The organism is Herbiconiux daphne, from assembly GCF_024979295.1.
In the GTDB taxonomy this organism is placed as follows: domain Bacteria; phylum Actinomycetota; class Actinomycetes; order Actinomycetales; family Microbacteriaceae; genus Herbiconiux; species Herbiconiux daphnes.
Window position 1 is genome coordinate 194343 of the sequence record NZ_JANLCJ010000004.1, and the last position, 26345, is coordinate 220687.

Here is a 26345-nt window from a genome sequence, read left to right on the forward strand (position 1 = left end):
TGAATTCCCGCGTCGTGCGGTCGTGCGGTCGTGCAGCGGGTGACGGATGCCCCTACAGCCCAGGCCGCCCGTAGGTCTCGAGCAGCCGCAGCCAGACCTCGCTGATCGTCGGATACGACGGCACCGCATGCCACAGCCGGTCGAGGGTGACCTCGCCGACGATCGCGATGGTGGCCGAGTGCAGCAGCTCCGCGACATCCTGACCCACGAAGGTCGCCCCGACGATGACCTTGCGGCTCTCGTCGATGACGAACGCGGCCCGACCCGAGTAGCCGTCGGCGTGGAGCTTGGCGCCGGCGACCCAGCCGAGGTCGTATTCGACGACGCGAACGTCGAAACCGCCGGCGCGGGCGGTCGCCTCGGTGAGGCCCACCCGGGCCACCTCGGGGTCGGTGAAGATCACGTGGGGCACCGCGGCGGCATCGGCGGTGGCCACGTGCTCACCCCAGGGCTCATCGTGCACGACGGCGCCGGTGAGTCGGGCGGCGATGACCTCGCCGGCCGCCCGCGCCTGGTACTTGCCCTGATGCGTGAGCAGCGCGCGCCCGTTGACGTCTCCGACCGCGTAGAGCCAGTCGGTGCCCGATACGAGCAGGGTGTCGTCGACCGGCAGCCACTCGCCAGGCGTCAGCCCGACGGTCTCGACGCCCAGGTCGAGGGTGTTGGGCTGGCGCCCGGTGGTGACGAGGATCTCGTCCGAGGTGACCACCGTGCCATCGCTGAGAACGGCCGACACCACGCCGGCCCCGTCGCGGTCGACGCGGGTGAGGTTCACTCCCAGACGCACGTCGACGCCGATCTGCCGCAGCGAGGCCGCCACGAGTTCACCGGCGAACGGCTCCTCCTTCTCGAGCAGCGCTCCTCGTGCCACGAGGGTGACCTCGGATCCGAGCGACGCCCACGCCGTGGCGAGCTCGGTGCCCGCGACACCGCCGCCCACGACGAGCAGGCGTGGCGGAACGCTCGCCGCACTGGTGGCGTCGCGGGTGTTCCACGGCTCGGCGTCTGCGAGCCCGGGAACATCGGGCAGCACCGGAATCGAACCGGTGGCCACGGCGATGGCGCGCGCGGTGTAGCGGCGACCGTCGATCTCGATCGAGCCGACGCCGGTGAGCCGGGCGTGCCCGCGCAGCAGATCGATGCCCGCCGAGTCGAGCCAGGCGACCTGGCCGTCGTCTTTCCAGTCGCTCGCGAACGCGTTCCGGCGCTGGAGCACCGCCTGCGCAGACAGCGAGCCCGCCGTCGACGGCCCGCCGGTCACGCGCTCGAGCGCGCGGAGGGCCTGCCCGCTCCGCAGCAGTGCCTTGGAAGGCATGCAGGCCCAGTACGAGCATTCGCCGCCGACGAGCTCCGCCTCGACGATCGCGACCCGGATGCCGCGTTTCACCGCGTAGTCGGCTACGTTCTCGCCCACGGGGCCGGCACCGATGACGATGAGGTCGTAGTCGTGGGTGGCGGGGATCTGGTCGGTCATGATGCGCGCACCGCCCGCGACATCCGGATGGCCGAGACGAGGAACAGAACGCCGCCCAGCGTGGCGTAGCCGGCGATCGACGTCACGCTGTCGGCTCCCCCGAGACCTTGCGCGAGGAAGGCGAAACCGACGAGCACCGAGAGCCCGCCGCTGAACATGAGGGGCCACTGCCCGCCTAGGCGGCGCCGGCTGAGGCCCGTGGCCAGCTGCGAGGCGCCGGCGAGAACGGCCCAGACACCCCAGACGGCGAGCACCGCACCGGGCGAGACCACGGATGCCACGCCGAGGGCGATGGCCGCCAGGATGCTCACCACGATGTTCACGACCTCGCTGATGCGGGAGCGGCCGGAGGTGCCCGCGGCACGGAGCTCGACGACCACGGAGCCTGCGTCGACGAGGGGGTACACGATCAGCAGCACAGTCAGGAGCGGGGCGGAGTGCGGCGCGACGAGGGCCACGAGAAGGGCCCAGACGATCGCGAAGCCGAAGCGGGAGAAGTAGAGCGGCCGGAGGGTTCTCGCGAGGAGAGGGGCCGGCGGGGAATCGAGGGTGGTCATGGAAATCTCATCTCTGCGTTAGTAGACGAACTAGTACGTCTACAATGGAGACTCTAGAGTGAGAGTTCTTGCGACGCAAGTCGTCGCGATGCGGAGAGGAGAGAGCAGTGAGCGAGACCCAGGCGGCGGCCCGGCCCGTCGAGCCGACCGGCCGCGGGCACGAGGGCGTCGCGCGCAACCGCATCCTCGACGCGGCGAGCGAGCTCATCTACTCCAACGGCATCCGGGGCACCAGCGCCGACCGCATCATCGAAGCGGCCGGCATCACGAAGGTCACGTTCTACCGGCACTTCCGCACCAAGACCGATCTGGTCGTCGCCTATCTGGAGCGGCAGGCCGCGATGGAGAGAGCGGCCTTCGAGTCGGCTCGCGCCGATGTCGAGGCTGCGCAGGCGCTCGAGAACATCGCCGGCTTCATCGGCATCGCCAGCTGCATGCCGGGATTCCGCGGCTGCGCGTTCATCAACGCGGCGGCCGAGACGCCGGATGCCGACGACCCGGTGCGCCTCGTCGTCGACACGCACCGGCGCTGGACCCGCGACCTCTTCGCCGGCATCGCCGAAGAGGCGGGCGTCGCCGACCCCGAGAAGACGGCTCGCCAGCTCATGATGCTGCGCGACGGCGCGATGGTCGGCGGATACCTGGGCGAGCCCGACGAGATCAGCGAGACCCTGCAGGGCGCCTTCCTCGCGGCCCTCGCGAGCCCGTCACGCACCTCGTAGCGGCCGCGCGAAGGGGGTATCCTCGCTCGCATGTGCAGGAACATCCGTGTGCTCCACAATTTCGAACCGCCCACCACCGACGACGAGGTGCGCGAGGCCGCGCTGCAGTTCGTGCGCAAAGTCAGCGGCTCCACCCACCCCTCCCGGGCCAACACCCCCGCGTTCGAGCAGGCGATCGACGAGATCGCGGTCGCGACCCGACGCCTGCTCGACGGGCTCGTGACGAACGCACCGCCGAAGAGCCGCGAGGTCGAGGCCATCAAGGGCCGTCAGCGACACGAGGCGCGCATGGAGCGCGAGGTGCGCATCCGCACCGCCTGAGCTGCATCGGCCCAAAGGGCTACGGCAAGGGCTGAGGATACGATCGCTCCATGAGATGGAACCTGGAGGTCGTGCCGGTCAGCGTCACCGATCTGGATGCGGCGAAGAAGTTGTATGAGGAACAAGTCGGCTTTCACGTCGACCTCGACATCGACCTGAGCCAAGAGGTTCGTATCGTTCAGCTCACCCCGCCGGGGTCGGCGAGCAGCATACAACTCCGGCAAGGAGCCACTCGGGTCGACGGGCTTCAACTCACTGTCGACGACATCGATGTCGCCCGGAAACAGTTGGTCGATCAGGCTGTCGACGTGAGCACCGTCCAGCATTTCGAAGGCGGAGAGCGGCGCGAGGGGCGCGGCGGCGAGTGGAACTCGTTCCTGTTCTTCTCCGACCCCGATGGGAACGCGTGGGTCGTGCAGGAGCGCCCCGCGGAGCGATAGCCTCACAGCCGTCGTCGTCGCGTCCGAACGTCGGCGATGCCGATCGCGAGCGCCACGGCCACGAAGGCTGCCGCCGCCAGCATGCCGATCAGGTACGAGTGCTGGTAGACGGCCCGGTCGGCAGTGACGACGGCGCCCGACTCGCGGTACACGGTCGAGTAGAAGAATGCGAGCGCGACGGCCGTGCCGATCGACCCCCCGATACGCTGCCCCAGCTGACCCACCGAGCCGGCCAGTCCGGCTTGCTCGGTCGGCACCGCCGCAAGGGTCAGCGTCTGGTTCGGCGACATCACGAGTCCTCCCCCGGCCCCGGTCACGGCCATGGCGCCCACCAGCACCCACGGGGTGACAGGGGCGGGGGTCAGGAAGACGCCGAGCACCAGCAAGGTCGCGCCGAGCAGCACGATCGTCAGCCCGACGACCACGAGTGGCCGCCCGATCCGGTTCACGACCCGTGACCCGAGCCAGGCGGCGACGGCATTCATCAGTGCGAAGCTGATGCTCACCATGCCCGCGAACACGGGCGCCAGTCCGGTGCCCTGCTGCAGGTAGAGCGAGGTCAGGAGAAGCAGGCACGGATTGGCCGCGAAGTAGGCGGTGCCGAGCGCGATGCCGTTGCGATACGACGGGGTGCGCAGCAGTCCGGGCGGCAGGATCGGGCGCCGCCCCGCCGCGGCATAGCGCCGCTCCCACCGTGCGAGCGCGAGCACGGCCGCGCCGGAGACGAGGAGCACCCACCACCGCGCGGGATCGTCGTCGGGCGAGCCGGTGGTGAACAGGAACGGCCACATCAGCCCGAGCACGGCCACGCCCAGCAGGGACAGGCCGACGGGATCCATGTCCAGGGCGGCGGGCGCGCCGCGTGGCAGCCGGGGCAGTGCCCAGACGGCGAGCGCGAGGATGGTGAGCCCCAGCGGCACGTTCATGAAGAAGATGCCGCGCCAACCGTCCTGAGGGCCGCCGATGACGATGGCCAGCCCGCCGAGCGTCGGACCGATCGCCATGGCGATTCCCACCGTGACCCCGAACGCGCCGAACGCCTTCGCACGCTCAGGCCCGCGGAAGATCGTCTGCAACAGCCCGAGCACCTGGGGTGACTGGATGCCGGCTCCGACGCCTTGTGCGAACCGTGCGACCAGCAGGGCCTCCGAGGTCGGCGCGAGCGCGCAGAGCAGGCTCATGGCGGTGAAGATCGACAGTCCGACGATGAACAGCAAGCGCCGCGAGCGCTGATCACCCAGCCGGCCGGCGGGAACGAGCGCGAGGCCGAAGGCGAGCACGTACCCCGAGATGATCAGCTGCAGCTCGGTGGAGCTCGCGCCGAGTGCCGCTTCGATCGACGGCAGGGCGACATTGGCCTTGGTGACGTCGAGCACGGTCAGCGCGGTCACCGCCAGGCACACGATCAGCGCGCGCCTGCGCTGCGGCGACGAGAACTCGGGCGCCACCGCCCCCTCGCGGTTCGTCAGTCCAGCACCGCGAAGGTCATGAACGCCCGTTCCGCCAGACGATTCACCAGGTCACCCTCGAGCGCAGCGCCCGGCGTCCAAACGCCCGGGGCCACGTCCTGCCGCTCCAAGAGACCCAGGGCGGTCTCCACGACCATTCGTGAGGTCGTCAGGAAGCCCGGGTCCTTCGACGACGCGACCACAGCGCGCAGTTCACGCCCGTCAGGGTGCGACCCGATGAACACGGTCTCGAAACTGCCGTCGTTCATCGCCGCCGTCGAGGGTCCCTCGCCGGGCGCGAGCGGCGCCCCGGGTGGGGGCGTGAAGGCGCTCTCACCCACCAGCATCTCGTCGTAGACGAGATCGGCGCCGTAGCGATGCCCGAGCAGCAGGTTGGACCGGTGCACGTTCTGCACATCGGTCGGCGCCAAGAAGAACGGGCGCACCGCACCCACATCGGGTTCAGACCCGGCCTCCGAGCCAGACGGCTGCGGCGGCCCCACGAAGCCGGGGGTCAGAGCGAACGGATCGGCGAGAAGCGCCGCGATCGCCGGATCGTCGGCGGCCGCCTCGGCCGTCGCCCGTCCGGAGGCCATCGAGCCCCCGCCGGGACCGCCCACGAAAGTGGTCAGACGGCCCCGCACGCGCGGGAGTGGTTCACCGAAACGCTCGATCGCCGCCCGCTGCACCGTCCAGACGCCCAGCTCCGAGGGGATCGAGTCGAAACCGCAGCTGAACAGGATGCGCGCTCCGCTCTGCCGCGCAGCCGCCGAGTGCTCGTCGATCATCGCGCGCATCCAATGCGGTTCGCCACAGAGATCGACGTAGTCGGTTCCCGCGGCTGCGCAGGCCGCCACCACCGGGCTGCCGTAGAGCTGATAGGGGCCCACGGTCGTCAGCACGAGCCGAGCGGATGCCGCCATCGCATCGATCGACGCCGGGTCGGCGGTGTCGGCCACCAGGAGCGCAGCACCGTCCGCGCCGATCTCGTGACGCAGGTTCTCCAGTTTCTCGATCGAGCGGCCTGCCATCGCCCAGCGGAGCCCGCCCAGCTCGGCCGAACGTTCCACCAGGTATTCGCACACCAGGCGTCCCGTGAAGCCTGTTGCGCCGTAGACGACGATGTCGTGGGTGTGCACGGGCCTGCTCCCCTCCGGTTGTGAATAGTATGACATTAGCCGCGAATGGTGGGTGGAGGGCGAAAGTCCGCTGGCCGAACGCCATCCCGGCGCCCGGTGGAACGCCGCCGCCCGGGCCGGTAGGTTCGAGCCGCAGCCCATCCTGAACGAGAGCCTGAATCAATGACCGATTCGAACGTGAGGGCGGTCGAGGTCGCAGACTTCGACCCTCTGGAACTCAAGCGGAAGTACGCCCAGGAACGCGCGAAGCGCATCCGCGACGACGGGATCGCGCAGTACCGCCAGCTGACCGGCCCCTTCGCGGAACTCGCCGACGACCCCTACGTCGAGCCCGGGTTCGAGCGGGAGCCCCTGCAGGACGAGGTCGACGTCGTGGTGGTCGGAGGCGGATTCGGGGGGCTCCTGAGCGCCGCAGAGCTCCGGCGTGCGGGCGTCGAGAAGATCAGGATCATCGAGCGCGGTGGCGACATCGGCGGCACCTGGTACTGGAACCGTTATCCCGGAGCGGCCTGCGACATCGAGAGCTACATCTACCTGCCGATGCTCGAGGAGGTGGGCGGCATGCCGAAGAACAAGTACGCCCGGGCCCCCGAGATCTGGGAGCACACCAAGAAGATCGCCCGCACGTTCGATCTCTACCGCGATGCCCTGTTCCAGACGAAGATCACGGATGCGCGCTGGAACGACGAGACCGAGAAGCGGACCATCCGCACCAGCCGCGACGACGTCATCACCGCGCGCTACCTGGTGACGTCGACCGGGCCGCTGGCGCATCCGAAGCTCCCCCGCATCCCGGGCATCGAGAGCTACGAGGGTCACATGTTCCACACCAGCCGCTGGGATTACGGCTACACGGGTGGCGACAACGAGGGCGGTCTCACCGGCCTCGCCGACAAACGGGTGGCGATCATCGGCACCGGGGCCACCGCCATCCAGTGCGTGCCGCACCTCGGGGCCGGCGCGAAGGAGCTGTTCGTGGTGCAGCGCACGCCCTCCTCGGTGCACGTGCGGGCCGACCGTCCCACGGATGCCGACTGGTTCCGCAATCAGCCGAAGGGGTGGCAGCGCGAGCGGATGGCGAACTTCACGACGGTGTTCCACGGAGGCCGGGTAGAAGAGGACCTCGTGCACGACGCGTGGACGGAATCGTTCTTCGACGCCACCGACATCGCCGCTCAGGGCATCGTGTCGCCGTTCCAGATGTCGAACTTCCTCAAGATGGAGGACGTGCGGGCCCGGGTCGACTCGATCGTCGACGACCCGGCCACCGCCGAGTCCCTGAAGCCCTGGTACAACTTCTTCTGCAAGCGCCCGTGCTTCCACGACCAGTACCTTGCCACGTTCAATCGCGCCAACGTCCATCTGGTGGACACCGACGGCCAGGGCGTCGAACGAATCGACGAAACGGGCCTCTGGGTGAACGGCGAGCATTACGAGGTCGACTGCATCATCTTCTCGACCGGCTTCGAGGTGGGAACAGGCTTCGCGGCGAAGAACGGCTTCGCGGTGCGCGGCCGCGGCGGGGTGACGCTCGACGAGCACTGGGCCGACGGTTTCCGCTCGTTGCACGGCATCCATGTCAACGGTTTCCCGAATTACTTCTATGTCGGCGGGCTCGAGCAGGCCGGCCGCACGGCGAACTTCGCGCACATGATCTCGGAGCAGGCCGCCTACCTCGGCTACGTGTTCGAGGCCGGCTCGGGCGGCGCCACGCGCACCATCGAGGTGACGGCCGAGGCGGAGCAGGCGTGGGTGACCGAGATCGTCGAACTGGTCACCAAGAACAGCGCCGCAGCCCAGAACCAGGCCTTCCAACAGGAGTGCACCCCGGGCTACTACAACAACGAAGGCGCCCCGTCGCGCATCGCCATCCAGAACGGCGCCTACGGCGGCGGCCCGATGGCCTACGTCGAGGTGCTGAACTCCTGGCGCGAGGAGGGCGGCCTGGCGGGGCTGTCGATCACCGAAGCGCCCTGACTCAGAGGATGGCGCCGCTCATCCGGGCGGCCGTCTCCAGCAGTCTCGCTCGCAGTTCGGGCAGGCGTTCCGCGGGCAGCCGGCTCTCGACGGCCGAGATCGAGAGCGCCATGTAGGGGGCCGAGGTTCCGGAGAGGATCGGTGCGGCCAGTCCGGCCACACCCGGCCGCACCACGTTCGCGCCGAAGAACCAGCCGTCGCGCTGCACCTCGGCCACCTTCTCTCGCAGCACCTCGCGGAGCCCATCCGGATCCGCCGCCGCGGTCGAGTCGGCAGCGGCGTTGAGGTGCAGCTGCGCGAGGGCGCGCTCGCGCTCGGCCTCTGCGAGGTGGGCGAGCAGCACGATCCCGCTGTAGGTGTTGGTGTAGGCCCGCACGTCGCCGACCGCGATGTAGTGAGCACGGATGGGGTACTGCCCCTCCTCGCGCATGAGATAGTGCACCCCGTCGACGTGCCGGATCGACACATAGACGGTGTCACCGGTCGCGGCGGCGAGCTCCACCGCGAGGGAGCGCAGGAGGATGGGGTCCTGGATGGGATTGGGCGCCGCGAGACCGAGGGTGAACAGTGCCGGCCCGATGGCGTGCAGCTTGTCGGAATGGCGTTCGACGTAGTCGATCGCCAGCAGGTCCTGCAGCATCCGGTGCACGCTGGGGCGGGCGATGCCGGTGACGCGGGCGATGTCCACCAAGCGCATGCCGTCCACGCCCTCGCGCGCGATGGCGGCGAGGATGGCCGAGGCGCGGCGGATGACCTGCACCGTCTCGGCGTCGCCGGTGGTCACGGGGCTGCTGCGCGGCACGCGACGATCCTATTCCCGCGTCGCCAGGTGGTAGGAGGCCGGATCGAACCGGGAGTTCTCTTCGCGGAACTGGTAGGCGAAATCGGGCCAGGTCACGGTGAGTGTCTGCGTGCGGGGATCGACATACCAGTTGTGGCACCCTCCCGACAGCCACACGCTGCCCTCGCTTCGCCGGGCGAGGTCGTCGACGTAGGCGTGTTCACCCTCGGGCGTCGCCTCGACGAAGGCGACCCCGGTGGCATCGACGTAGTCGAGCGCGCTCAGGATGTAGTCGATCTGCGACTCGATGATGTAGACCGACGAGTTGTGGCCGAGCGAGGTGTTCGCACCGTTGGTGATGAAGAGGTTGGGAAATCCCGGCGTGCTGATCGACGCCGTCGACTTCATCCCGTCGCTCCACGACTCGGCGAGGGTGCTTCCGTCGCGGCCACGGATGAGGGTGGCGAAGCGGGGCTCCGTGGCGTCGAAGCCTGTGGCGAACACCAGAACGTCGAGGTCGAACGCGGCCCCGCCGGCACTGTGCGCCGTCGAGCCTTCGATGCGGCTGAGAGCCGAGGCCTCGAGCGTCACGTTGTCCTGCACCATCGAGGCGTAGTAGCGGCCGGGGCCGAGGATGCGCTTGCACCCGATCTCGTAGTCGGGGGTGAGTTTCGCGCGAAGCTCCGGATCGGTGACCGCCGACTCCAGGTAGCGCAGCGACGCGTTCCGCGCGCGCTCCAGCAGGGCGGGCACCCGCACCCGTGCCGGGAAGTTGCCCTCGCTGTACCAGAAGACCTCCGAGCGGAGCTCGCGCATGGCGGCGGGATAGCGCGCGAACAACCTCTTCTGCGCAGCACTGAACTCGGGCCGTCTGCCGGACGGCACGAAGAAGTACGGGGCGCTCCGCTGGAAGACGACGACCTCGGCGGCCACGCGCTGAAGTTCCGGCAGCACCTGCACGGCAGAGGCCCCGGTGCCCACCAGCCCGACCCGCTTGCCCTCGAGCGGCACCCCGTGGTTCCACCTGGCGGTATGGAAGAGCTCGCCGGCGAAGGCATCGAGGCCCTCGATGTCGGGCAGACGCGTGTCGGAGAGGTGCCCGCACGCGGTCACGACGAACTTCGCCGACCAGGAGCCGTTCGAGGTCTCCACCTGCCACCGCGCACTGCTCTCGTCCCAGCGGGCAGCCGTGACCTCGGTGTTCAGTCGCACGTGCTCCGTCACGCCCTCCTCGCGCACACCGTCGCGGAGGTATTGCCAGATCTCCGCCCCGGGCGCCTGAACGGCGGACCAGTTCGGATTGAGCCGGAACGAGTACGAGTACAGATGGGCGGGCACGTCGCAGGCCACACCCGGATAGGTGTTGTCGCGCCAGGTTCCGCCCACGTCGTGCGCGCGCTCGAGCACCACGAACGAGTCGAACCCCCGGCGCTTCAGTCGGATGCCGAGGCCGATCCCTGCGAAACCCGCGCCGATGACCACCACCTCCACCTGCTCGGTCATGGCTGCTCCGCCGGGATCACGGTGCCCGCGGGGTGACGGGACGGCTGCGACAAGAAGGTGCGCACCGCCAGGTGCAGCTCGGCCGGCCGCTCGAACACGAGCGCGTGCCCCGAACTGAGCTCGAGGTAGCGCGCATCCTCGATCGCCCCGAACAGGGCGAGACTGTGGTGCCGCGGCACCATCAGGTCGTGCGTGCAGCCGATCACCAGGGTGACCGCCCTGATGGCGGCGACCTCGTCGGCGATGTCGATCCGGCGATTGAGCGAGGCGAGACGGGCGAGGAATTCCGGGGTGCCCGACGGCGGTGGTGCGACCGTGGCGAGCTCGTCGAACGAGCGCTTGGCCAGGAAGGGCACCCCGAAGGCCAGCAGCAGCGAGAGCTTCTTGAATGCCACCGGGTCGCCGCCGCGGAGCTGTTGCTGCACATCCTGTCGCAACAGTTGCTGGGTGTCCGTCGTGATCCACCCGGCCACCAGCACCAGGTTCTGCACCCGGTCGGCGTGGTGGGCCGCGTAGGAGGCGGCGACGACGGCCCCGAGGGAGTAGCCCAGCACGGAGACGGGCCCGGTGGGCGCCTCGCGATCGACCACCGCGGCGACCTGACGCTCGAGGTCGTCGACGGTCAGCTCGGCGTTCCCCGGGGGCGGCGCGAGATCGACGGAGATCACTCGCTGGGTGCGCGCGAGCATCGGGAACACGAACGAGAAGTGCCCCTCGGTCGACCCACCGGTGCCGTGGATGAGCACGACCGGCGGCAGCGGCCCGCTGGTGGCTCCGGCGGCGAACCAGCGCACGGAAGCGCCGCCGACGTCGATGACGCCCTGGTCGAGTTCGCGGGCGAGTGCCGTCATCATCCACCTCCGTGGTTCGACGAGAGAACGTCCACTCGGCGGACGGGCTGCGGCCGGATCGTCAGCAACACCTTCAATGCCCGGCCCGAATGCATGTCGTCGAATCCCTGGGCCACGGCGTCCAGCGGATGCACCGTGTCGATCAGCGGCGAGGGGTCGAGCCGCCCCTCCCGCACGTCTGACACCAGGCGCGGCAGGTAGTGGCGTGCCGGGGCGGTTCCGCCGGCCAGGTGCATCCCGCGGTTGAAGACCGTCATCGGCGGCAGCGCTGCGACCCCGTGCGGCACTCCGACGAATCCCAGCCGGCCGCCCGGGCGCACCAGGTCGATCGCCGTGTCGAAAGAGGCCTGCAGACCGACGCACTCGATCACGCAGTCGGCTCGCACTCCCCCGTTGAGGTCGAGGAACCGCTCTGCCGCCGGTTCGTCGCGCTGCACCTTCAGGGTCTCGACACCGAAGCCCGAAGCGATCTGGAGCCGCGAGTCCTGCTCGCCCAGCAGCACCACCCTGCCCGCCCCGCGCGCACGGGCGGCACTCGCAGCGGCGATCCCGACCGCCCCGTCGCCGATCACCGCGACCGTGTCGCCCACGCCCACCTCGGCGAGCGCCGCCCCGTGCGTGCCGGTGGCGTAGACGTCGGCGAGCGGAAGGAGCTTTCGCGCCAGCGTGACGTCGATCTCGTCGGCCGCCCACGGCAGACCCACGAGGGTCGCGTCGGCGAAGGGAACGCGGATGCGCTCGGCCTGGGCCCCGGGGCCGTCCTTACCCCACAGCCCGGCCTCGGCGCAGAACGGCTGGAGTCCGCGGCGGCATTCGGCGCACGAGCCCTCCGAGTAGACGAACGGCGCGATGACGCTGTCTCCGGGCGCGAACCCGGTGACCGCGTGGCCGACCTCCCGCACCCGGCCGATGAACTCGTGCCCGGTGCTGCCCGGAGCCTTCGGAACGAGCCCCCGATAGGCCCACAGGTCGGAGCCGCAGATCGCGGCGTAGTCGATGTCGACCACGGCGTCCCGGGCGTCGAGGATGACGGGATCATCCACCTCGACCACGGAGACCAGGCCCGGGCCGGAGAACCACGACGTGCGCATCGGAACCCTCTCCCTCGATCGGGCCCCAGTATTGCAGCGGCCGGGCGGCGGCGGCACGGTCGAGCCACGCTTTCGACCGCCGGCGACCGCTGAGTGGACTTCTGGCTCCCGAGGCCCCTGCCCGCCTTGTGCGTCGGCCGCCCGCCCGCGTACGGTCGGCACCGCGGGTCGCACTCGGGCGGCTCCCGGCGAAGGACGTGATCCCATCAAGGCGTGGCAGTTCATCGGCACCCATCAGCCGCTCACCCTCAACGAGGTGGCGGAACCCGTTGCGGGCGAGGGCGAGGTCGTGGTCGACATCCGGGCGGCGGGACTGTGCCATTCCGACGTCGGCATCCTCACGATCGAGAACTTCCTGCCGCCCTTCGTGCGGCCACCGCTGACCATCGGACACGAGATCGCCGGAGTCATCGCCGCGGTCGGCCAGGGCGTCTCGGAATGGCGCGTCGGAGACCGAGTGGGCGTGTGCCAGGTCGGCGACGACGTGACCGGGATCACCCGCGACGGCGGGTACGCGCCGAAGGTGCGGGTCGGCGTCGAGGTGCTGTTGGGCATTCCCGACTCCGTGAGCTTCGAGCAGGCCGCTGCCGGCAACGACGCCGGCATGACGGCTCAACACGCCATGGTCGTCGACGGTGAGATCGCGGCCGGTCAGCGCGTGGGCGTGATCGGGCTCGGCGGAGTCGGCCAGATCGGGGCGCGCATCGCCGTGCTGAACGGGTGCACGGTCTACGCAGCAGAGATCAAGCGCTCGGTCTGGCCGCTGGCCGCCGACCTGGGCGTGACGCGGGTGGTGGACGACATCTCCGAACTCGCCGGAGTCGATCTCGACCTCGTCGTGGACTTCGCCGGCTTCGGAACCACGACCGCCGCTGCGATCGAGACGGTGCGCCACGGCGGGCGGGTCGTGCAGGTGGGGCTCGGCCGTCTGAACGCAACCATCAGCATCCAGAGTCTCGTGATGAAGGAGATCACGCTCAAGGGATGCCTCGGCGGCACCATGGCCGACACCGCCGCCGTCTACGACCTCATGGCGTCGGGCGCGCTGGAGCCGCTCATCACGACCACCGGATTCGACGACATCCGCGACGGCCTCGAGCGCTTGGAGCGCGGCGAGGTGGTCGGCCGCCTGGTCGCGACCTATCCCGCCGCGTGACCAGTCCGGCGGGCGCCCTCAGCGGGTGATGGCACCGAGCACGAGATCATGGAACCACCGCAATGCCGCGGTCTGATGGCCAGGGGGTCGCCGGTAGACCCTCACCTCGAGCGGAGCCAGCCGGAACGGCAGCGGCCGGGTCATCACCCCGAGGCTGCGCTCCCACTCGAACGCGGGCCCCGACGGCACGGTGGCGACCAACCCACTCGTCCGCACCAGGCGCGGGACGGCTGAGAACCGGTTGACGGTGACGGCGGGTCGGATCGCGATTCCGGCCTGGCGCAGGGCGTGCTCGACCGTGAGCCGGCCGGAGTCCCCGTTCACGAAGACATGGTCGGCGTTCTCGTAGGCCTCGAGAGTGAGTTCGCCGGCGCTCAGGGGGTGCTCCTCGCTCAGCAGCGCGACATAGGTCTCCGACTTGATCGTGGTGCCTTCGAACTCCGCCGGCACCGGCGAGGAGGTGATCGCGAGATCGATGCTCCCCCGGCTCAGCCACTGCGGCAGCAGGCCGATGTCGAGGGGCGAGACGTCGATGCCCACGCCGGGCGCCGCCTTTCGCACGGCGGCGACGATCGTCGGGAGGTAGCCGAACTCACCCAGCTCGGACAGCGCGATGCGGAACCGGCGCTCGGCCACGGCCGGGCTGAAGTGCTTCACCTCGTCGAGCCTCTGCTCGATGCGCGAGAGCGAGTCGCGGAAGTCGGGGTAGAGCGAGTCGGCGAGCATGCTGGGCACCATGGTGCCACCCTCGCGCTGGAACAGCGGGTCGTCGAGCTCGCGGCGCATCCTGCCCAGAGCCTGGCTCACGGCCGGCTGACTCATGAACAGCCGTTCGGCTGTCGCGGTCAGGCTGCCGAGCTCGTAGACGGCGATGAAGACTTTGAGCAGGTTGAGATCCACCTGCTCATCCTCTCGGGAAAGCCTCGGTGGGGACAGCTCCGATCAGTGCGCTCCGGATGCCGCCAGCTTGCGCTCGAGGGAATGCGCCATCATCCACGACGGGAACCGCGCCACCTTGGCGTCGAGCACCAGGGGCCGGTCACGCGGGCCGTTCAGCCACTCGTGGAGCCCCGCGAGGTCGCCCAGACGTCGAACCGTGATGGCCTCGCAGCCGAATCCCCGCGCCATCGCCGCCAGATCGGTGTCGGGGAATTGCACCGCGGCGAGCTCGTCGGTGTCGCCCTCGAACATGTGCACCTCGGCGCCGTAGGCATTGTCGTCGTAGATGACGACCAGAAGGCCCAGACCGAGGCGCACAGCCGTGTCGAGCTCCGTCGGCGCCATCGTGAACGCGCCGTCGCCGATTCCCACGATCGGCAGCCGGCCGGGCACGGCGACCGCCGCGCCGATGGCGCTGGCGATGCTCAGGCCGATCGACTGGAACGCCAGCGGCAGGCAGTAGCCGATGTTGTCGGGAACCCGCAGGTGGGCGGCCGGGTAGCAGTTGAAGTTGCCGCCGTCGGAGACGACGATCCGGTTCATCGGCAAGATCTCGTCGAGCACGTTGCTCAACTCGTGCGGATCGACGCGGTCGGCTTCGGCCCGGGTGAAGTAGGGCTGTTCGCTCCAATAGCGCGAGGCCGCCACCCGCTCGGCGACCACCGGAGTGCGGTAGCCCTCGAACGACGTGCCGCGCCGTTCCAGCTCGTCGGCGGCCGCTGCGGCGACGAGTCCGCAGTCACCCACGATTCCCAGGGCGACCGGATGATGCACGCCCAGAGCGTCGAGACGATCGTCGATCTGCACCACCGTGGCGCCGCGCAGCAGCGAGCCGCTGCGCGTGGTCCACCGGTTCAGGCTCGCGCCGAACGCAACCACCAGGTCGGCGCCCTCGACCAGCTCCGCCGCGCCATCGGTGGAGAAGCCGCCCATGATGTCCAGCGCCCAGGGGTCGTCCTCGAACACCCCGCGTCCGACGGCCGAGGTGATCAACAGTGCGCCCGCCCGATCGGCGAGCCGACGGATCTGCCCGGCAGCCCGGGCCGCACCGCGGCCGCCGACGAAGACCGGCCGCTCGGCGGCGGCGATCTCGTCGAGGAGTCCGAGCACGGCTTCGGCCGCGGGCGCCGTCGGGGCCGGATCGTGGTGCACCGGGACGAGCGAGGGATCCCACTCGATCGTCTCCAGCTGCAGATCGATCGGCAGCGAGAGCACGACCGTCTTGCGCTGGCCGGCGCACACCGAGAACGCGCGCGCCGCATCTGCGACGGCCGACGCGGCGGAATGGATGCGCGTCGGCACGGCGCCGAGGGCGGCGACGGCCTGGTCCTGATCGATGAAGAAGTTCGAGTTGGTGTCGCCGTCTGCGGTGTCACCCGTCACGACGAGCACGCGGCTGTGCGATTTCGCGGCCTCGGTGATGCCGGTCATGGCGTTGGTCAACCCGCAGCCCTGGTGCACCGTGGTGATGACGACGCGGCCGCTGGCCCGGCTGTGGGCATCGGCCATGCACGCCGCGCCCGTTTCATGACGCGTGGCCGTGAACGGCACGCCCTCCCGGATCATGGCGTTCGTGACGTGGAAGTTGCCACTGCCCACCACGCCGAAGATGTGTGCCGCGCCCATCGCGGCGAGAGTGCGACCGACCGCTTCGGCGACGCTTACGACCTCAATCATCACTTGCCCTTCATCCTCGGGCTCCGTCGCCCGTGGGCCCCACTCTGCACTCGCCTGCGCTGGGGAGGGTATCTCCGAATCCTTATTTCGGACATTGCGATTCCTAATGGCGGAATCTTATGTTGTTCATTCCATATGACGGTTTTACGTGATCGACTGGAGGACATCCGACAGCGGTGTCGGACATCGAGACGGGAGGCGACGTGGCCACCACCGCGAAACCGCGCACAGCCAGAATGCCGAGCACCGGCCCCTTCACCACGGCGCGGGGTTTGCTGCCGCTGATCGTCATCTCGCTGTTCCTGTTCGCGCTGCCGATCGTCATGCTCGTCGTTGGCGCGTTCCGCAACGCGGCCCCCGGCGCCCCGGCGCAATGGTCGTTCGAGGCTTTCGTGCGCACCTACACCGACCCCGCCTCGTACACGACTCTGGGCAACTCCGTCATCCTGGCCGGCTCGAGCACCGCGATCGGTGTGGTCGTGGCTCTCGTGCTGGCGTTCCTGGTGACCCGCACCACCACTCCGCTCCGGCGCCTCGTCACTCCGGCCATGGTGCTCGTGGTCGCCCTGCCGCCCCTGTTCTACGCCATCAGCTGGGGGATGCTCGGCAACCCGACGATCGGTCTGATCAACACCGTCTGGAAGCAGCTCTCGGGGTCGGGCGATGCCCTCTTCGACGTGAATTCCTGGGCCGGGCTCATCCTGGTGGTGTCGTTGAAGAACGCGGCCTTCGCCTATCTGCTGATCATCGGCCCCTTCCGTGCGCTGGACCGCAGCTTGGAGGAGGCCGCGCAGGTCGCGGGCGCCGGGCGGCTGCGCACCATCCTTGGCATCGACCTCGTGATGCTCGCGCCGGCCATCACCGGGGTCACCATCCTCACGTTCGTGATCGGCCTCGAAGCATTCGACGTGCCACTGTTCCTCGGCACCCCGGCGGGCATCGACGTGTTCTCGACGCAGATCTACAGCCTGATCGCGAGCCGGTCCCCCGCCGACTACGGCGGCGCGAGCGCGATCTCGCTGCTGCTGGTCGTGGTGGTGATCGCGCTGGTGCTGCTGCAGTGGCGCATTCTCGGCCGACGCCGGTTCACCACGGTGGGCGGCAAGAGCTACCGCACCGAGCCGTGGAACATCGGGCCGTGGCGCTGGGTCGGCGCGGTGTTCATCGGCATCTACCTGCTGGTCGCCATCGTCGCGCCGTTGTTCCAACTCGTGCTGGGCAGCCTGCAGCCGTACTTCGGCGCCGGCACGGTCTACTCCCTGGCCAACTACCAGAAGCTGCTGACGAACCATACGACCGTGACCGCTCTGCAGTCGACGTTCTTCGTGGGACTGGTGGGCGGCCTGGTGGCGATGGTCCTCGCCCTCACCCTGGTGTACGCCATCACCCACAACGAGACCCGCCTGCGCCGTCTGCTCGACATGCTCACCTGGCTGCCCTACGCGGTTCCCGGGGTCGTGCTGAGCTTGGGCCTCGCGTGGACCTACGTCAGTCTGCCGGGCTTCCGCCAGCTCTACGGCTCGGTCTTCCTGGTGGCGCTCGCCCTGGTGGTGGCCGTGACCCCGATCGCGACCCGCGCCATCCAGCCGGCCGTCATCCAGATCAACCGCGAGCTCGAAGAGGCCTCGCGGGTGAGCGGCGCGAAGCCCGGACGGATGGTGCTCGGCATCGTGCTGCCGCTGATCATGCCGAGCTTCCTGTCGGGCTGGTTCGTGGTGGCCATCGTGATGTCGGGCAACCTCGCCATTCCGATCCTGCTGTCGTCGTCGACCTCACCCACCGTGCCGCTGCTGGTCTACCAGCTCTACGGCCAGGGGCAGACCTCCCAGGCAGCCGCGTTGTTCGTGATCATGCTCGTCGGCCTGTTGTTCGGGCTCGCCGTCGTGGCCGTCATCGGCCGCATCCTCAGCCGCCGTTTCGGCCGCACCCGCACCAACCGTTAGAACCGTCCTCGAAGGAGAGCACACATGCACAAGCGCAAGAAGTCCCTCTGGCTGGCCGCCATACCGGCCATCGTCCTGCTCGCGTCCGGCTGCGCCGCCAGCGGCCCGGATGCCGGTGGCGCGAGCTCCATCGGCGGCGAGTTGACGTCAGCCGATGACGAAGCGCTCGGCGGCACCGACGCGGTCGCCGAGCTGACGAAGCTCTATGACGCCGCGATCGCCGCCGGCCAGACCACGGTGACGGTCTACGGGCCCGGCGAGATCGACAAAGTGCCGGTCTACGAGAAGTTCGCCGAGCGTTTCCCGGGCATCACGGTGAACGGCGTCTTCATGGTGGGCCCTGACTACGCCGCCAAGTTGCAGGGCGAGGTCGCGAGCGGCAACCACGTCGGTGACCTCGTGCAGTCCGGCGACACCTCCGTGGTCGACCAGATCCCCGCGGGCTATTTCGAGAAATTCGACCCCGTGACCGCGGAGGGTCTGGGTGAGGACTACAAGGACTCGACCGACACGGTGCACGCGGCATCCGCCACGGCCTTCGGCTACCTCTACAACACCGACGCACTGAGCGCCGAGGAGGCGCCGGCCGGCTGGGAGGACCTGCTCGACCCGTCGCTGAAGGGACAGTTCGCCAGCGACACCGTCACCCACTTCGGCGGCGGCTTCTCGACGCTCGCACACCTCAACTGGGACGGGCGGCTCGGTGACGACTACCTCGACCAGCTCGGCGCCCAGGACTTCCGGATGGAGTCCAACACCGCGCTCGCCGGCACCGATGTCGCCACCGGCCAGGCCGCGGTCGAACCCTTCTATCCGCTGAGCTACTACCTGCGCGACAAGGCGAACGGCGCTCCGGTCGGATTCGTCTTCCCGACGGAGGGAGGCGTGCACATCTCGCCCCACTACCTCGGACTGGTCAAGGGAGCACCGAACCCGGATGCGGCGAAGCTGCTGATGACGTGGCTGTTCACCCCCGAGGGCCAGCAGGCGTGCGCCGACATCGGCTACTACCCCCTGATGCCCGGAGCACCCGGCCCGGAGGGCTACCCCGCGGAGGAAGAGCTCGACCTGTTCAAGCCCTTCCCCCTCGAAGCGGTCACCGACATCTCCAACGACAACCTCGACAAGGTCGGGCAGGCCTTCGGATGAGCGGGGTGAGGATCGCGGGACTGCGCAAGGAATACGGGTCGGCGGTCGCGGTGCAGGACATCGACCTCGACATCGCACCCGGCGAGTTCGTGGCCCTGTTGGGTCCGAGCGGGTGCGGCAAGACCACCACCCTGCGCTGTCTCGCGGGGCTCGAGGTGCCCACCCGCGGCGAGATCAGCATCGGCGAGAAGCCGGTGTTCTCGGCCGAGAAGTCGCTGTTCGTTCCCCCCGAGAAGCGCAAGATCGGCATGGTCTTCCAGAGCTATGCGCTGTGGCCGCACATGACCGTGGGGGCCAACGTGGGCTACCCGCTGAAACTGGCGAAGGTCGACAAGAAGACCGCCGCGGGCCAGGTGCAGGACTTGCTGCAGCGGGTGCACCTCGGCGACCGCACGTCGCAGATGGCCGTGGCCCTCTCGGGCGGGCAGCAGCAGCGAGTGGCTCTGGCGCGGGCGATGGTGAACCGACCGGCGGTGATGCTGTTCGACGAGCCGCTGTCCAACCTGGATGCGAAGCTCAGGCTCTCGATGCGCGCCCAGATCCGGGAGCTCCATGACGAGTTCGGCACGACCTCCGTCTATGTCACACACGACCAGGAGGAGGCGATCGCTCTCGCCGACCGAGTGGTGGTGATGAACGCGGGACTCATCGAGCAGCTCGGCACGCCCACTCAGCTCTACACACGCCCGGCGAGTGCCTTCGTGGCCGACTTCATGGGATTCCAGAACGTGCTTCCGGCTCGCGTGGAGTCGGTGCTTCCGGGCGAGCTGGTCGTGTCGCTGACCGGAACACCGTCGTTGCTGCGGCTGCACGACGACAGCGGTCGATGGGGCCCGGGCGACGAGATCGCGATCGCCTTCCGCTCCGGCCACGTGCGGGTGCGCATCGGCGATTCCACCTCACCGGGAGTTCTGCGCGGCCGGGTGCGCCGCACGAGCTATCTCGGCAGCTCGCAACGGGTGCTCGTCGACGTGGGCGGTGTGGCCATCCGGGCTCAGGTCGACGAGGGCGAGTTCGCCCTCTTCGGGCCCGACGACTTGGCCCCCGGGCGCGAGGTGGACCTCGAGATCAGCGCCGATACGATCGTGCCTCTCGCTGCCGCCGGCGCTCCCGTCGCGGCATCGACGGCGCCGGTCGGCGTTTAGCACACAGACGAACAGCGGCCCGGGCGGAATGACCGCTCGGGCCGCTGCGTGCGCCTACTGCTCGTCGTCCTCGGGTTCCGGATGCCCGGCGTACGCGCCGGCACCGGCCCCGGTCCCTGCGACGAAGGCGGGATCGGCCTCGACCTCCTCCTCCGTCTCCGTGGTCGCATCGGAAGGCGCGGCAGCCGGTTCGGGCTGAGCGGTGTCGTCAGAGCGTGACATGGTCGTTTCTCCCTTGTTCCTGGATGGAGCCGGCCGCGACGAGCGGGCGGGCGCCGCGGAGGCGATCGACCAGGGCCGTGCTGTCGGCGGGCGACTCGTCGCCGCGCCACACCACGTGCTGGTCGTCGCGCACCACGAGGTAGCGGTGGCGGTACTCGGCGGGGGCGATGCCAGGAGCGATCTCGAGCACCGAGAGCGGCAGACCGGCTGTCTCGGCCGCCTCGATCAGACCGGCGACCCCGTCTCGATCGTCGAACACGAGCAGGGTGTACCCGCGGGCGAGTGCGTCGTAGAGCGAGCGGCCGCCGGGCAGCCAGAAGTGCGGGGCGCGGCATCCGGGAACCGTCGACGGGGTGTAGCCGCCCATCGAGTACGCCGGGGCCGGCTCGCCGTCGTATTCGATCAGCGGCGAATGGTCGTAGGAGTAGCCGTAGTTGAGGCCCTCGGCCGCGAACTGCTGCACATTGAGGGCATAGGCCGCCTCGCCGAGGCGTTCTCGCGCCACGCGGCCGGCTTCGGTGTCGTCTTCGATCTCGGCGGGCACGTCGGCCTGGGCGATCTTGCGCTGGTGCGACATCGCGAAGCGCGACACCTGGTCGGTGATCGGCAGGCGCTCGGCCTCGTAGCCGTCGAGGATGCCCTCGTCGGCCCAGCCGGCGAGGTAGGCGCCCAGGGTCCAGGTGAGGTTGAGCACGTCGGCGATTCCGGCGTTCATGCCGAAACCGGCATACGGCACCCAGAGATGAGCGGCATCGCCGGCGATGAAGACTCTGCGGTCGCGGAACGTGTCCGACACCAGGCGACGGGCGATCCAGTCCTCGGTCGACACCACCTCGTACTCGAACGACTCGTCGACGCCGAGAATCAGGCGTACCGCCTCGTCGCGATCGACCGACTCGACGCTCTCCGACTCGGCCAGGTAGTTGTGCACCAGGAATGTCTGGATGCCGTCGATTGCGAAGACGTGACCGTTGCGGCGCGGGTTGAAGGTGTAGTAGCACCAGGCGGGCTTGCCGGGCAGGATGTCGTAGAGGCCGGCCGCCCGGATGCACGTGGATTGCACCCGCTGCAGCACCGGGTCGCCGTGGAAGGCGGCTCCGATGGCCTTGCGCACCGCCGAGCGGCCCCCGTCGGCGCCGATCAGGAAGCGGCCGCGGAGCACGCGCTCGGCCCCGTCCGGGTCGACGATGCGCACCGTCACGCCCTCGTCGTCCTGCTCGAAACCGAGGTAGCGCGTCTCGTTCAGCAGGGTCACCGAGGGTAGCCCCGCCGTGTGCTCCATCATGATGGGCTCGAGGAAGGTCTGGTTGATGCGGTGCGGCGGCTCGGGCGTGGCCCAGTCGGCGTCGGGCCCCACCGGCGACCGGTCGCGGTCGGCCCGGGAGGGGATGGGGATGCGCCCGAACTCCTGGCCGGTGAGGGTCGTTCGGAAGGTGATGTCCTGCGGGTACTCCGCGGGGAGTCCCGCGTCGCGCACGGCGCGGGCCAGACCGAGCTGGCGGAACCGTTCCATCGTGCGCGAGGCCACGTGGTTGCACTTCACGTTCGGCGGGGCCAGGTAGGCGCGCGATTCGATGATGATGGAGCTCGCACCCCGTGCATCCAGGTCCATCGCCGCGGTCAGGCCCACCGGACCGCCACCCACGATGATGACGTCGGCGTCGAACTCGTCGCTCATGCCTGACTCACGAACCGGGTGTGCAGGAACCCGTCGATGCCCTCGGAGCCGCCCTCGGAGCCGTAGCCGCTCTCCTTCACCCCACCGAACGGGGTTTCGGGACCGGTGAGACGGAAGTGGTTGATGGCGAGCATGCCCGCCTCCATGCGCTCGGACACCTCGTAGGCGGTGTGCACCGACTCGGTGAAGGCGTACGACGCGAGGCCGTAGCTGAGTTCGTTGGCGCGGCGGAGCGCGTCGTCGGTGTCGGTGAACGGCACGGCGAGCGCCACAGGGCCGAAGGGCTCTTCGTTCATGATGCGCGATGCCGGGTCGAGCTCGGTGAGCAGGGTCGGCTGCCAGAAGTAGCCGGGCCCGTCGACGGGCGATCCGCCCACGACGGCCCGGGCACCACGCGAGACGGCGTCGTCGATCAGCGCGCCGACCGCGGGCCCGCGGCGCTCGTGGGCGAGCGGCCCGACGGTCGTTCCGGTGTCGAGACCGTTGCCCACGCGGAGGGTGCCGATGGCGTCGGCGAAGGCCGCCACGAAGCGGTCGTGCGAGGCCTCTTGCACGAAGAAGCGGGTCGGGGCGATGCAGATCTGGCCCGCGTTGCGGAATTTCGACCGCACCGCCAGGCGTGCGACCTTCTCGACGTCAGCGTCATCGAACACCAGCACCGGAGCATGGCCGCCGAGCTCGAGCGTCGCCTTCTTGATGCCCTCGGCCGCGAGGTGGGCGATCTGGCGTCCGACCGCGGTGGAGCCGGTGAACGTGACCTTGCGGATCTCGGGCGAGCGGATGAGGTACTCCGAGATGGTGGCCGGCACGCCGAACACCACGTTGAGCACGCCCGCCGGCAACCCGGCGTCGACCAGCGCGTGGGCCAGAGCGAGCCCGGTGGCCGGGGTCTCCTCGGCCGGCTTCAGGATGACGGTGCAGCCCGCCGCGATGGCGGCGGCGATCTTGCGCGCCGGAATGGTGATCGGGAAGTTCCACGGCGTGAACGCCGCCACCGGGCCGATCGGCTGGCGCAGCACCATGTCGCGCACCCCGGCCACACGGGTGGGGATGATGCGGCCGTAGGTGCGGCGGCCCTCCTCGGCGAACCAGTCGAAGATGTCGGCGGCGGCGTGCGCCTCGGCGGTGGACTCGGCCAGCGGCTTGCCCTGCTCGATGGTCGTCGCCCGGCCGATGGCGTCGGCGCGCAAACGCAACAGCTCCGCGGCGCGGCGGAGGATGTTGTAGCGATCGAAGGCCGGGGTGTCGCGCCACAGCGGGAAGGCCTTCGCCGCGCTCTCCAGCGCGTCGTCGAGGTCGGCGATCGATGCCACGGGCAGGCGGGCGATCTCGCCACCCGTGGCGGGGTCGATCACGGGCAGCGTGTCACGGCCGGCGGTGTCGCGCCACTCCCCGCCGATCAGCAGAGCGAGTTCGGGGTAGTCCACAGTGTCTCCTCAGGTGCTCACGGCTCAGCGGGCAGGCGCAGACCCAACAGGTCCATCGTCAGCTCACCGTCGCGAAGGCGGTTCATGTACTGCTCCTCGCGGAGCGCTCGCGCACGGGCGTACTCGAGGGTGTCGGCGAAGATGCCGGCGGGGATCACGGCCACGCCGTCGCGGTCGGCGATCACGATGTCGCCTTCCTCGATGCTGGCCGTGCCGATGCGGATGGCGTCCCCCACCGTTCCGGCGTCGTCCTTCAGGGTGCCCTGCAGCGCGATCAGGCTGCTGAAGGCGGCGAAGCCGAGTTCTTCCAGACGATCGACGTCGCGCACGCCACCGTGGATCACGAGCCCAAGCACACCACGACTCTGCGCCGCCACGGCGAGCACCTCGCCCCAGTACCCGTGCGGCGCTCCGCCGGCGTCGACCACCAGCACGTCGCCGGGCTGTGCCCGCTCCACGGCGAGGTGCAGTGGCAGGTTGTCGCCGGCCGCGGCCTTCACCGGAAGAGCGCGGCCCACGATGCGCGCACCGGGCCACGCCGGTCTGATCTGGGGCGGAAGGAAGGTGTCCCATCCCGAGGCCTCGTAGAGGGTGGCCGCGCCGAGGGTCAGCAGTTCCTCGCGCAGTTCGTTCAGGTCATAGCTGTCGGTCACGACACGTCCTCCTCATGACGTTGGAGCAGATGATAGCCGTGGCGCCTGCGCGCCTCGGCGATGCCGACGCCCGAGAGCACGTCGGCCAGGATCGCAGCCTCGCGGGCGGCGATGCCGTCGCAGATGGCCAGCACCTCGTCCTCGATCTCGCGTGCGACCACGACGGCGCCGTCGGCGTCGCCCACGACCAGATCGCCGGCGCGCACTTTGACGCCGCCGATGGAGACGGAGCCACCCACCTCGTCGACCTCCACGCGGTCTTTGCCGGTGCGCATGAAACGCCCGCGGCTGAAGATCGGGTAGCCCTCGCCCAGCGCGCGCTCGACGTCGCGGCACACCCCGTCGATCACGGTGCCGGCCACCTTGCGGTCGTGCGCCATGGCGGTGAGGATGTCGCCCCACACGGTGGCATCCGTGCGCCCGGCGTTGTCGAGCACGACCACCTGACCGGGCTCGACGTCGTCGAGATAGTCGCCGACGGTGCCCGGTGGCGAGCCGGCCGGCACGTAGCGCACCGTGAAGGCGCGACCGCAGAGCCGCGCTCCGTCGAACAGCGGGGCGAGACCGTGCAACGAGCCGGGGCGGCCGAGCTTGTCGAGTGCGTCGGAGATGGTGGCCGTGGAGTGCTTCGCCAGGCCGTGCTGCTCGCTCATCGCGCCACCGCCTGCACCGTCGGGAACCGGCTGTCGTGCATGACCTCGGCCACGGGTTGCCCGGCGCGCACGGCCTCGGCCATGCCGGCCTCCCGCTCAACGATGCGCTCCGCGAGCTCCAGCACGTCGTCGATGCGCGAGGCCGGCACGAACACCACGCCGTTGCTGTCGGCGATCACGTAGTCACCCTGCGTCACGGTGACGTCGGCGAAGAACACCGGCTCGCCCATCGCGATCTGCACGACACGACCGCGGGCGCTCACGGGCACCACCGCACGACCGAACACCGGGAACTCCAGCTCCTCGCTCTCCGCGATGTCACGGCAGGCCCCGTCGATGACCACACCGGCGAGCCCTCGGGTCGAGGCGGCGAGCGTCAACAGCCCGCCGAAGCATGACACGTCGAGGCGACCACCGTTGGCGATCACCAGCACGTCTCCCACCCCGGCCGCGTCGATGGCCGAGGCCGCGATGTGGTCGGCCGGTCCGTCGCTCTGGCGCCGCCCCGCGGTCACGGTGCGCGCTCGGCCCACCACCCGCTCGGGCGCCGCCCAGAGCGCACGGATGCCCGTGGTCGCCCCGGGCAGCTCGAGCGTGTCGAGAGCATCCGAGACCGCGCAGGCGTCGAGCCTGCCCAGCCGCCGGATCGCCTCGTCTGTCTGTTCTACGTCTTCTGACACGTCTTCCTCACCTCGTTCTCCCGTGCGCGGTCTGCGCACGAGCAGTCCTGCGGCGTTCCGGATGCGCTCCAGGAACGGTTCGGCCGGGTCGTCGTCGAGCGCGAAGCCACCGCCGAGAATCGCCTGGAGAGCGCCGGTCAGCGCCTCCGCGGGATCGGCCGGCCGCGTCGCCGAGCGCCAGGCCACCTTGCGGTCGGGCCGCACCAGGATGGCGCCACCGGCACCGACGTCGCGCACCTCGGCCCATTCCCGATCGTCGTCGGAGACCACGATCAGCCGCACCGGCCAGGCCTGGGCCGCGGCGGCGGCTCGCCATCCCTCGGCCCCGGCGGCATCCGTGAACAACGTGAAGCTGGTGGTCGACACCAGGTCGAGTGTCGACACCGGCGTCTCGGCCGTGCCGCTCTCGCTGTGCGTGAGCCAGACGTGCGGCAGGTGCCTGCCGGGCAGGGTGCTCGGCCGGTAGTCGATGGGCGACGGGTCTTCGGTCGGCACCGTGCTGCCCTCGGGGACGAAGGCCCCGGCGGCATACTGGAAGCCCGCCTCGACGTTGAGCTGGCTGTAGTCGTTCGCGTTCTCGGCGACCGCCTCGGTGACGGCCGCGCGACGGGCGGCGCCCTCGGGGGTGTCGCTCGTGAAGACCTCGATCTCCGCCCAGTTCTGCTGCTCGGTCTTGTCGGTGCTGAGGCCCAGGGCGGCGCCGACCGGAGCGTGGCGCC

At 69.7% G+C, this 26345-nt stretch carries 24 protein-coding genes; 8 read left to right on the forward strand and 16 right to left on the reverse strand.

Annotated features, from left to right (window positions below; translation table 11 throughout):
• Positions 1-52: 52 nt before the first annotated feature.
• Positions 53-1474, reverse strand: coding sequence for a dihydrolipoyl dehydrogenase family protein (locus N1032_RS12200; protein WP_259539363.1), 1422 nt, complete (start codon positions 1472-1474; stop codon positions 53-55).
• Positions 1471-2031 carry a hypothetical protein gene (locus tag N1032_RS12205; RefSeq protein ID WP_259539364.1) on the reverse strand — a complete coding sequence of 187 codons (561 nt, stop codon included), beginning with the start codon at positions 2029-2031 and terminating at the stop codon, positions 1471-1473. The genes N1032_RS12200 and N1032_RS12205 overlap by 4 nt, the downstream gene beginning before the upstream one ends.
• A gap of 107 nt (positions 2032-2138) precedes the next feature.
• Between N1032_RS12205 and N1032_RS12210 the strand changes: the two genes are divergently transcribed.
• The 3 genes from N1032_RS12210 to N1032_RS12220 are packed head-to-tail and all read left to right on the forward strand — an operon-like array spanning position 2139 to position 3514.
• Positions 2139-2753: a TetR/AcrR family transcriptional regulator gene (locus tag N1032_RS12210; RefSeq protein ID WP_259539365.1), complete on the forward strand. Its 615-nt coding sequence runs from the start codon at positions 2139-2141 to the stop codon at positions 2751-2753.
• A gap of 30 nt (positions 2754-2783) precedes the next feature.
• On the forward strand, positions 2784-3074 hold the full coding sequence (locus N1032_RS12215) for a DUF2277 domain-containing protein (RefSeq protein ID WP_259539366.1): 291 nt from the start codon (positions 2784-2786) through the stop codon (positions 3072-3074).
• Between the two features lie 50 nt (positions 3075-3124).
• Positions 3125-3514 (forward strand): VOC family protein, encoded by a 390-nt coding sequence (locus tag N1032_RS12220; protein ID WP_259539367.1) that lies wholly within the window; start codon positions 3125-3127, stop codon positions 3512-3514.
• A gap of 2 nt (positions 3515-3516) precedes the next feature.
• On the opposite strand, the gene N1032_RS12225 is transcribed toward N1032_RS12220, so the two are convergent.
• Together N1032_RS12225 and N1032_RS12230 are read right to left on the reverse strand one after the other, a co-directional pair.
• Positions 3517-4962 (reverse strand): MFS transporter, encoded by a 1446-nt coding sequence (locus tag N1032_RS12225; protein ID WP_259539368.1) that lies wholly within the window; start codon positions 4960-4962, stop codon positions 3517-3519.
• 17 nt (positions 4963-4979) lie between these two features.
• A complete protein-coding gene (locus N1032_RS12230; protein WP_259539369.1) occupies positions 4980-6101 on the reverse strand; it encodes a saccharopine dehydrogenase family protein in 1122 nt (373 codons plus the stop codon).
• A 162-nt stretch (positions 6102-6263) separates the two neighbouring features.
• Between N1032_RS12230 and N1032_RS12235 the strand changes: the two genes are divergently transcribed.
• Positions 6264-8078 (forward strand): flavin-containing monooxygenase, encoded by a 1815-nt coding sequence (locus N1032_RS12235; RefSeq protein WP_259539370.1) that lies wholly within the window; start codon positions 6264-6266, stop codon positions 8076-8078.
• Position 8079: 1 nt separating this feature from the next.
• On the opposite strand, the gene N1032_RS12240 is transcribed toward N1032_RS12235, so the two are convergent.
• Genes N1032_RS12240 through N1032_RS12255 form a run of 4 tightly spaced genes read right to left on the reverse strand, consistent with a single transcriptional unit; the run spans position 8080 to position 12304 of the window.
• Positions 8080-8880, reverse strand: coding sequence for an IclR family transcriptional regulator (locus tag N1032_RS12240; protein ID WP_259539371.1), 801 nt, complete (start codon positions 8878-8880; stop codon positions 8080-8082).
• Positions 8881-8889: 9 nt separating this feature from the next.
• On the reverse strand, positions 8890-10362 hold the full coding sequence (locus N1032_RS12245) for a flavin-containing monooxygenase (protein ID WP_259539372.1): 1473 nt from the start codon (positions 10360-10362) through the stop codon (positions 8890-8892).
• The gene (locus N1032_RS12250; RefSeq protein WP_259539374.1) at positions 10359-11216 is read right to left on the reverse strand and encodes an alpha/beta fold hydrolase; all 858 of its coding nucleotides are present in this window, start codon (positions 11214-11216) and stop codon (positions 10359-10361) included. The genes N1032_RS12245 and N1032_RS12250 overlap by 4 nt, the downstream gene beginning before the upstream one ends.
• Positions 11213-12304 carry an alcohol dehydrogenase catalytic domain-containing protein gene (locus tag N1032_RS12255; RefSeq protein ID WP_259539375.1) on the reverse strand — a complete coding sequence of 364 codons (1092 nt, stop codon included), beginning with the start codon at positions 12302-12304 and terminating at the stop codon, positions 11213-11215. Before N1032_RS12255 ends, N1032_RS12250 begins: the two co-directional genes overlap by 4 nt.
• Between N1032_RS12255 and N1032_RS12260 the strand changes: the two genes are divergently transcribed.
• Entirely contained in the window at positions 12297-13460 is a 1164-nt protein-coding gene (locus N1032_RS12260; protein ID WP_259539376.1) for a zinc-binding dehydrogenase, read from the forward strand. The genes N1032_RS12255 and N1032_RS12260 overlap by 8 nt on opposite strands.
• An 18-nt stretch (positions 13461-13478) precedes the next feature.
• Here the strand turns inward: N1032_RS12260 and N1032_RS12265 are convergent, their stop codons facing one another.
• Positions 13479-14360: a LysR family transcriptional regulator gene (locus N1032_RS12265; protein WP_259539377.1), complete on the reverse strand. Its 882-nt coding sequence runs from the start codon at positions 14358-14360 to the stop codon at positions 13479-13481.
• A gap of 42 nt (positions 14361-14402) precedes the next feature.
• Positions 14403-16076 carry a thiamine pyrophosphate-binding protein gene (locus N1032_RS12270; RefSeq protein ID WP_259539378.1) on the reverse strand — a complete coding sequence of 558 codons (1674 nt, stop codon included), beginning with the start codon at positions 16074-16076 and terminating at the stop codon, positions 14403-14405.
• 176 nt (positions 16077-16252) lie between these two features.
• On the opposite strand from N1032_RS12270, the gene N1032_RS12275 reads away from it, so the two are divergent.
• Genes N1032_RS12275 through N1032_RS12285 form a run of 3 tightly spaced genes read left to right on the forward strand, consistent with a single transcriptional unit; the run spans position 16253 to position 20313 of the window.
• Complete coding sequence (locus N1032_RS12275; protein WP_259539379.1) at positions 16253-18019, forward strand: ABC transporter permease; 1767 nt, start codon at positions 16253-16255, stop codon at positions 18017-18019.
• Between the two features lie 24 nt (positions 18020-18043).
• Complete coding sequence (locus N1032_RS12280) at positions 18044-19168, forward strand: ABC transporter substrate-binding protein (RefSeq protein ID WP_259539381.1); 1125 nt, start codon at positions 18044-18046, stop codon at positions 19166-19168.
• Positions 19165-20313: an ABC transporter ATP-binding protein gene (locus N1032_RS12285; protein ID WP_259539382.1), complete on the forward strand. Its 1149-nt coding sequence runs from the start codon at positions 19165-19167 to the stop codon at positions 20311-20313. The genes N1032_RS12280 and N1032_RS12285 overlap by 4 nt, the downstream gene beginning before the upstream one ends.
• A gap of 54 nt (positions 20314-20367) precedes the next feature.
• Here the strand turns inward: N1032_RS12285 and N1032_RS12290 are convergent, their stop codons facing one another.
• Genes N1032_RS12290 through N1032_RS28395 form a run of 6 tightly spaced genes read right to left on the reverse strand, consistent with a single transcriptional unit; the run spans position 20368 to position 26121 of the window.
• The gene (locus N1032_RS12290) at positions 20368-20535 is read right to left on the reverse strand and encodes a hypothetical protein (protein WP_259539383.1); all 168 of its coding nucleotides are present in this window, start codon (positions 20533-20535) and stop codon (positions 20368-20370) included.
• The gene (locus N1032_RS12295) at positions 20522-22213 is read right to left on the reverse strand and encodes an FAD-dependent oxidoreductase (RefSeq protein ID WP_259539384.1); all 1692 of its coding nucleotides are present in this window, start codon (positions 22211-22213) and stop codon (positions 20522-20524) included. The genes N1032_RS12290 and N1032_RS12295 overlap by 14 nt, the downstream gene beginning before the upstream one ends.
• Complete coding sequence (locus tag N1032_RS12300; RefSeq protein ID WP_259539385.1) at positions 22210-23640, reverse strand: NAD-dependent succinate-semialdehyde dehydrogenase; 1431 nt, start codon at positions 23638-23640, stop codon at positions 22210-22212. The genes N1032_RS12295 and N1032_RS12300 overlap by 4 nt, the downstream gene beginning before the upstream one ends.
• Positions 23641-23657: 17 nt before the next feature.
• Positions 23658-24293: an RraA family protein gene (locus N1032_RS12305; RefSeq protein ID WP_259539386.1), complete on the reverse strand. Its 636-nt coding sequence runs from the start codon at positions 24291-24293 to the stop codon at positions 23658-23660.
• A complete protein-coding gene (locus N1032_RS12310; protein WP_259539387.1) occupies positions 24290-24946 on the reverse strand; it encodes an RraA family protein in 657 nt (218 codons plus the stop codon). The genes N1032_RS12305 and N1032_RS12310 overlap by 4 nt, the downstream gene beginning before the upstream one ends.
• Positions 24943-26121, reverse strand: a complete 1179-nt coding sequence (locus N1032_RS28395) for an RraA family protein (RefSeq protein WP_407933037.1) — start codon at positions 26119-26121, stop codon at positions 24943-24945. Before N1032_RS28395 ends, N1032_RS12310 begins: the two co-directional genes overlap by 4 nt.
• Between the last annotated feature and the right edge of the window lie 224 nt (positions 26122-26345).

Coding starts and splice junctions, on each gene's coding strand:
- N1032_RS12200 (WP_259539363.1), bottom strand. CDS start 1,474: ATGACCGACCAGATCCCCGCCACCCACGACTACGACCTCATCGTCATC.
- N1032_RS12205 (WP_259539364.1), bottom strand. CDS start 2,031: ATGACCACCCTCGATTCCCCGCCGGCCCCTCTCCTCGCGAGAACCCTC.
- N1032_RS12215 (WP_259539366.1), top strand. CDS start 2,784: ATGTGCAGGAACATCCGTGTGCTCCACAATTTCGAACCGCCCACCACC.
- N1032_RS12220 (WP_259539367.1), top strand. CDS start 3,125: ATGAGATGGAACCTGGAGGTCGTGCCGGTCAGCGTCACCGATCTGGAT.
- N1032_RS12235 (WP_259539370.1), top strand. CDS start 6,264: ATGACCGATTCGAACGTGAGGGCGGTCGAGGTCGCAGACTTCGACCCT.
- N1032_RS12245 (WP_259539372.1), bottom strand. CDS start 10,362: ATGACCGAGCAGGTGGAGGTGGTGGTCATCGGCGCGGGTTTCGCAGGG.
- N1032_RS12250 (WP_259539374.1), bottom strand. CDS start 11,216: ATGATGACGGCACTCGCCCGCGAACTCGACCAGGGCGTCATCGACGTC.
- N1032_RS12255 (WP_259539375.1), bottom strand. CDS start 12,304: ATGCGCACGTCGTGGTTCTCCGGCCCGGGCCTGGTCTCCGTGGTCGAG.
- N1032_RS12270 (WP_259539378.1), bottom strand. CDS start 16,076: ATGATTGAGGTCGTAAGCGTCGCCGAAGCGGTCGGTCGCACTCTCGCC.
- N1032_RS12280 (WP_259539381.1), top strand. CDS start 18,044: ATGCACAAGCGCAAGAAGTCCCTCTGGCTGGCCGCCATACCGGCCATC.
- N1032_RS12285 (WP_259539382.1), top strand. CDS start 19,165: ATGAGCGGGGTGAGGATCGCGGGACTGCGCAAGGAATACGGGTCGGCG.
- N1032_RS12290 (WP_259539383.1), bottom strand. CDS start 20,535: ATGTCACGCTCTGACGACACCGCTCAGCCCGAACCGGCTGCCGCGCCT.
- N1032_RS12295 (WP_259539384.1), bottom strand. CDS start 22,213: ATGAGCGACGAGTTCGACGCCGACGTCATCATCGTGGGTGGCGGTCCG.
- N1032_RS12310 (WP_259539387.1), bottom strand. CDS start 24,946: ATGAGCGAGCAGCACGGCCTGGCGAAGCACTCCACGGCCACCATCTCC.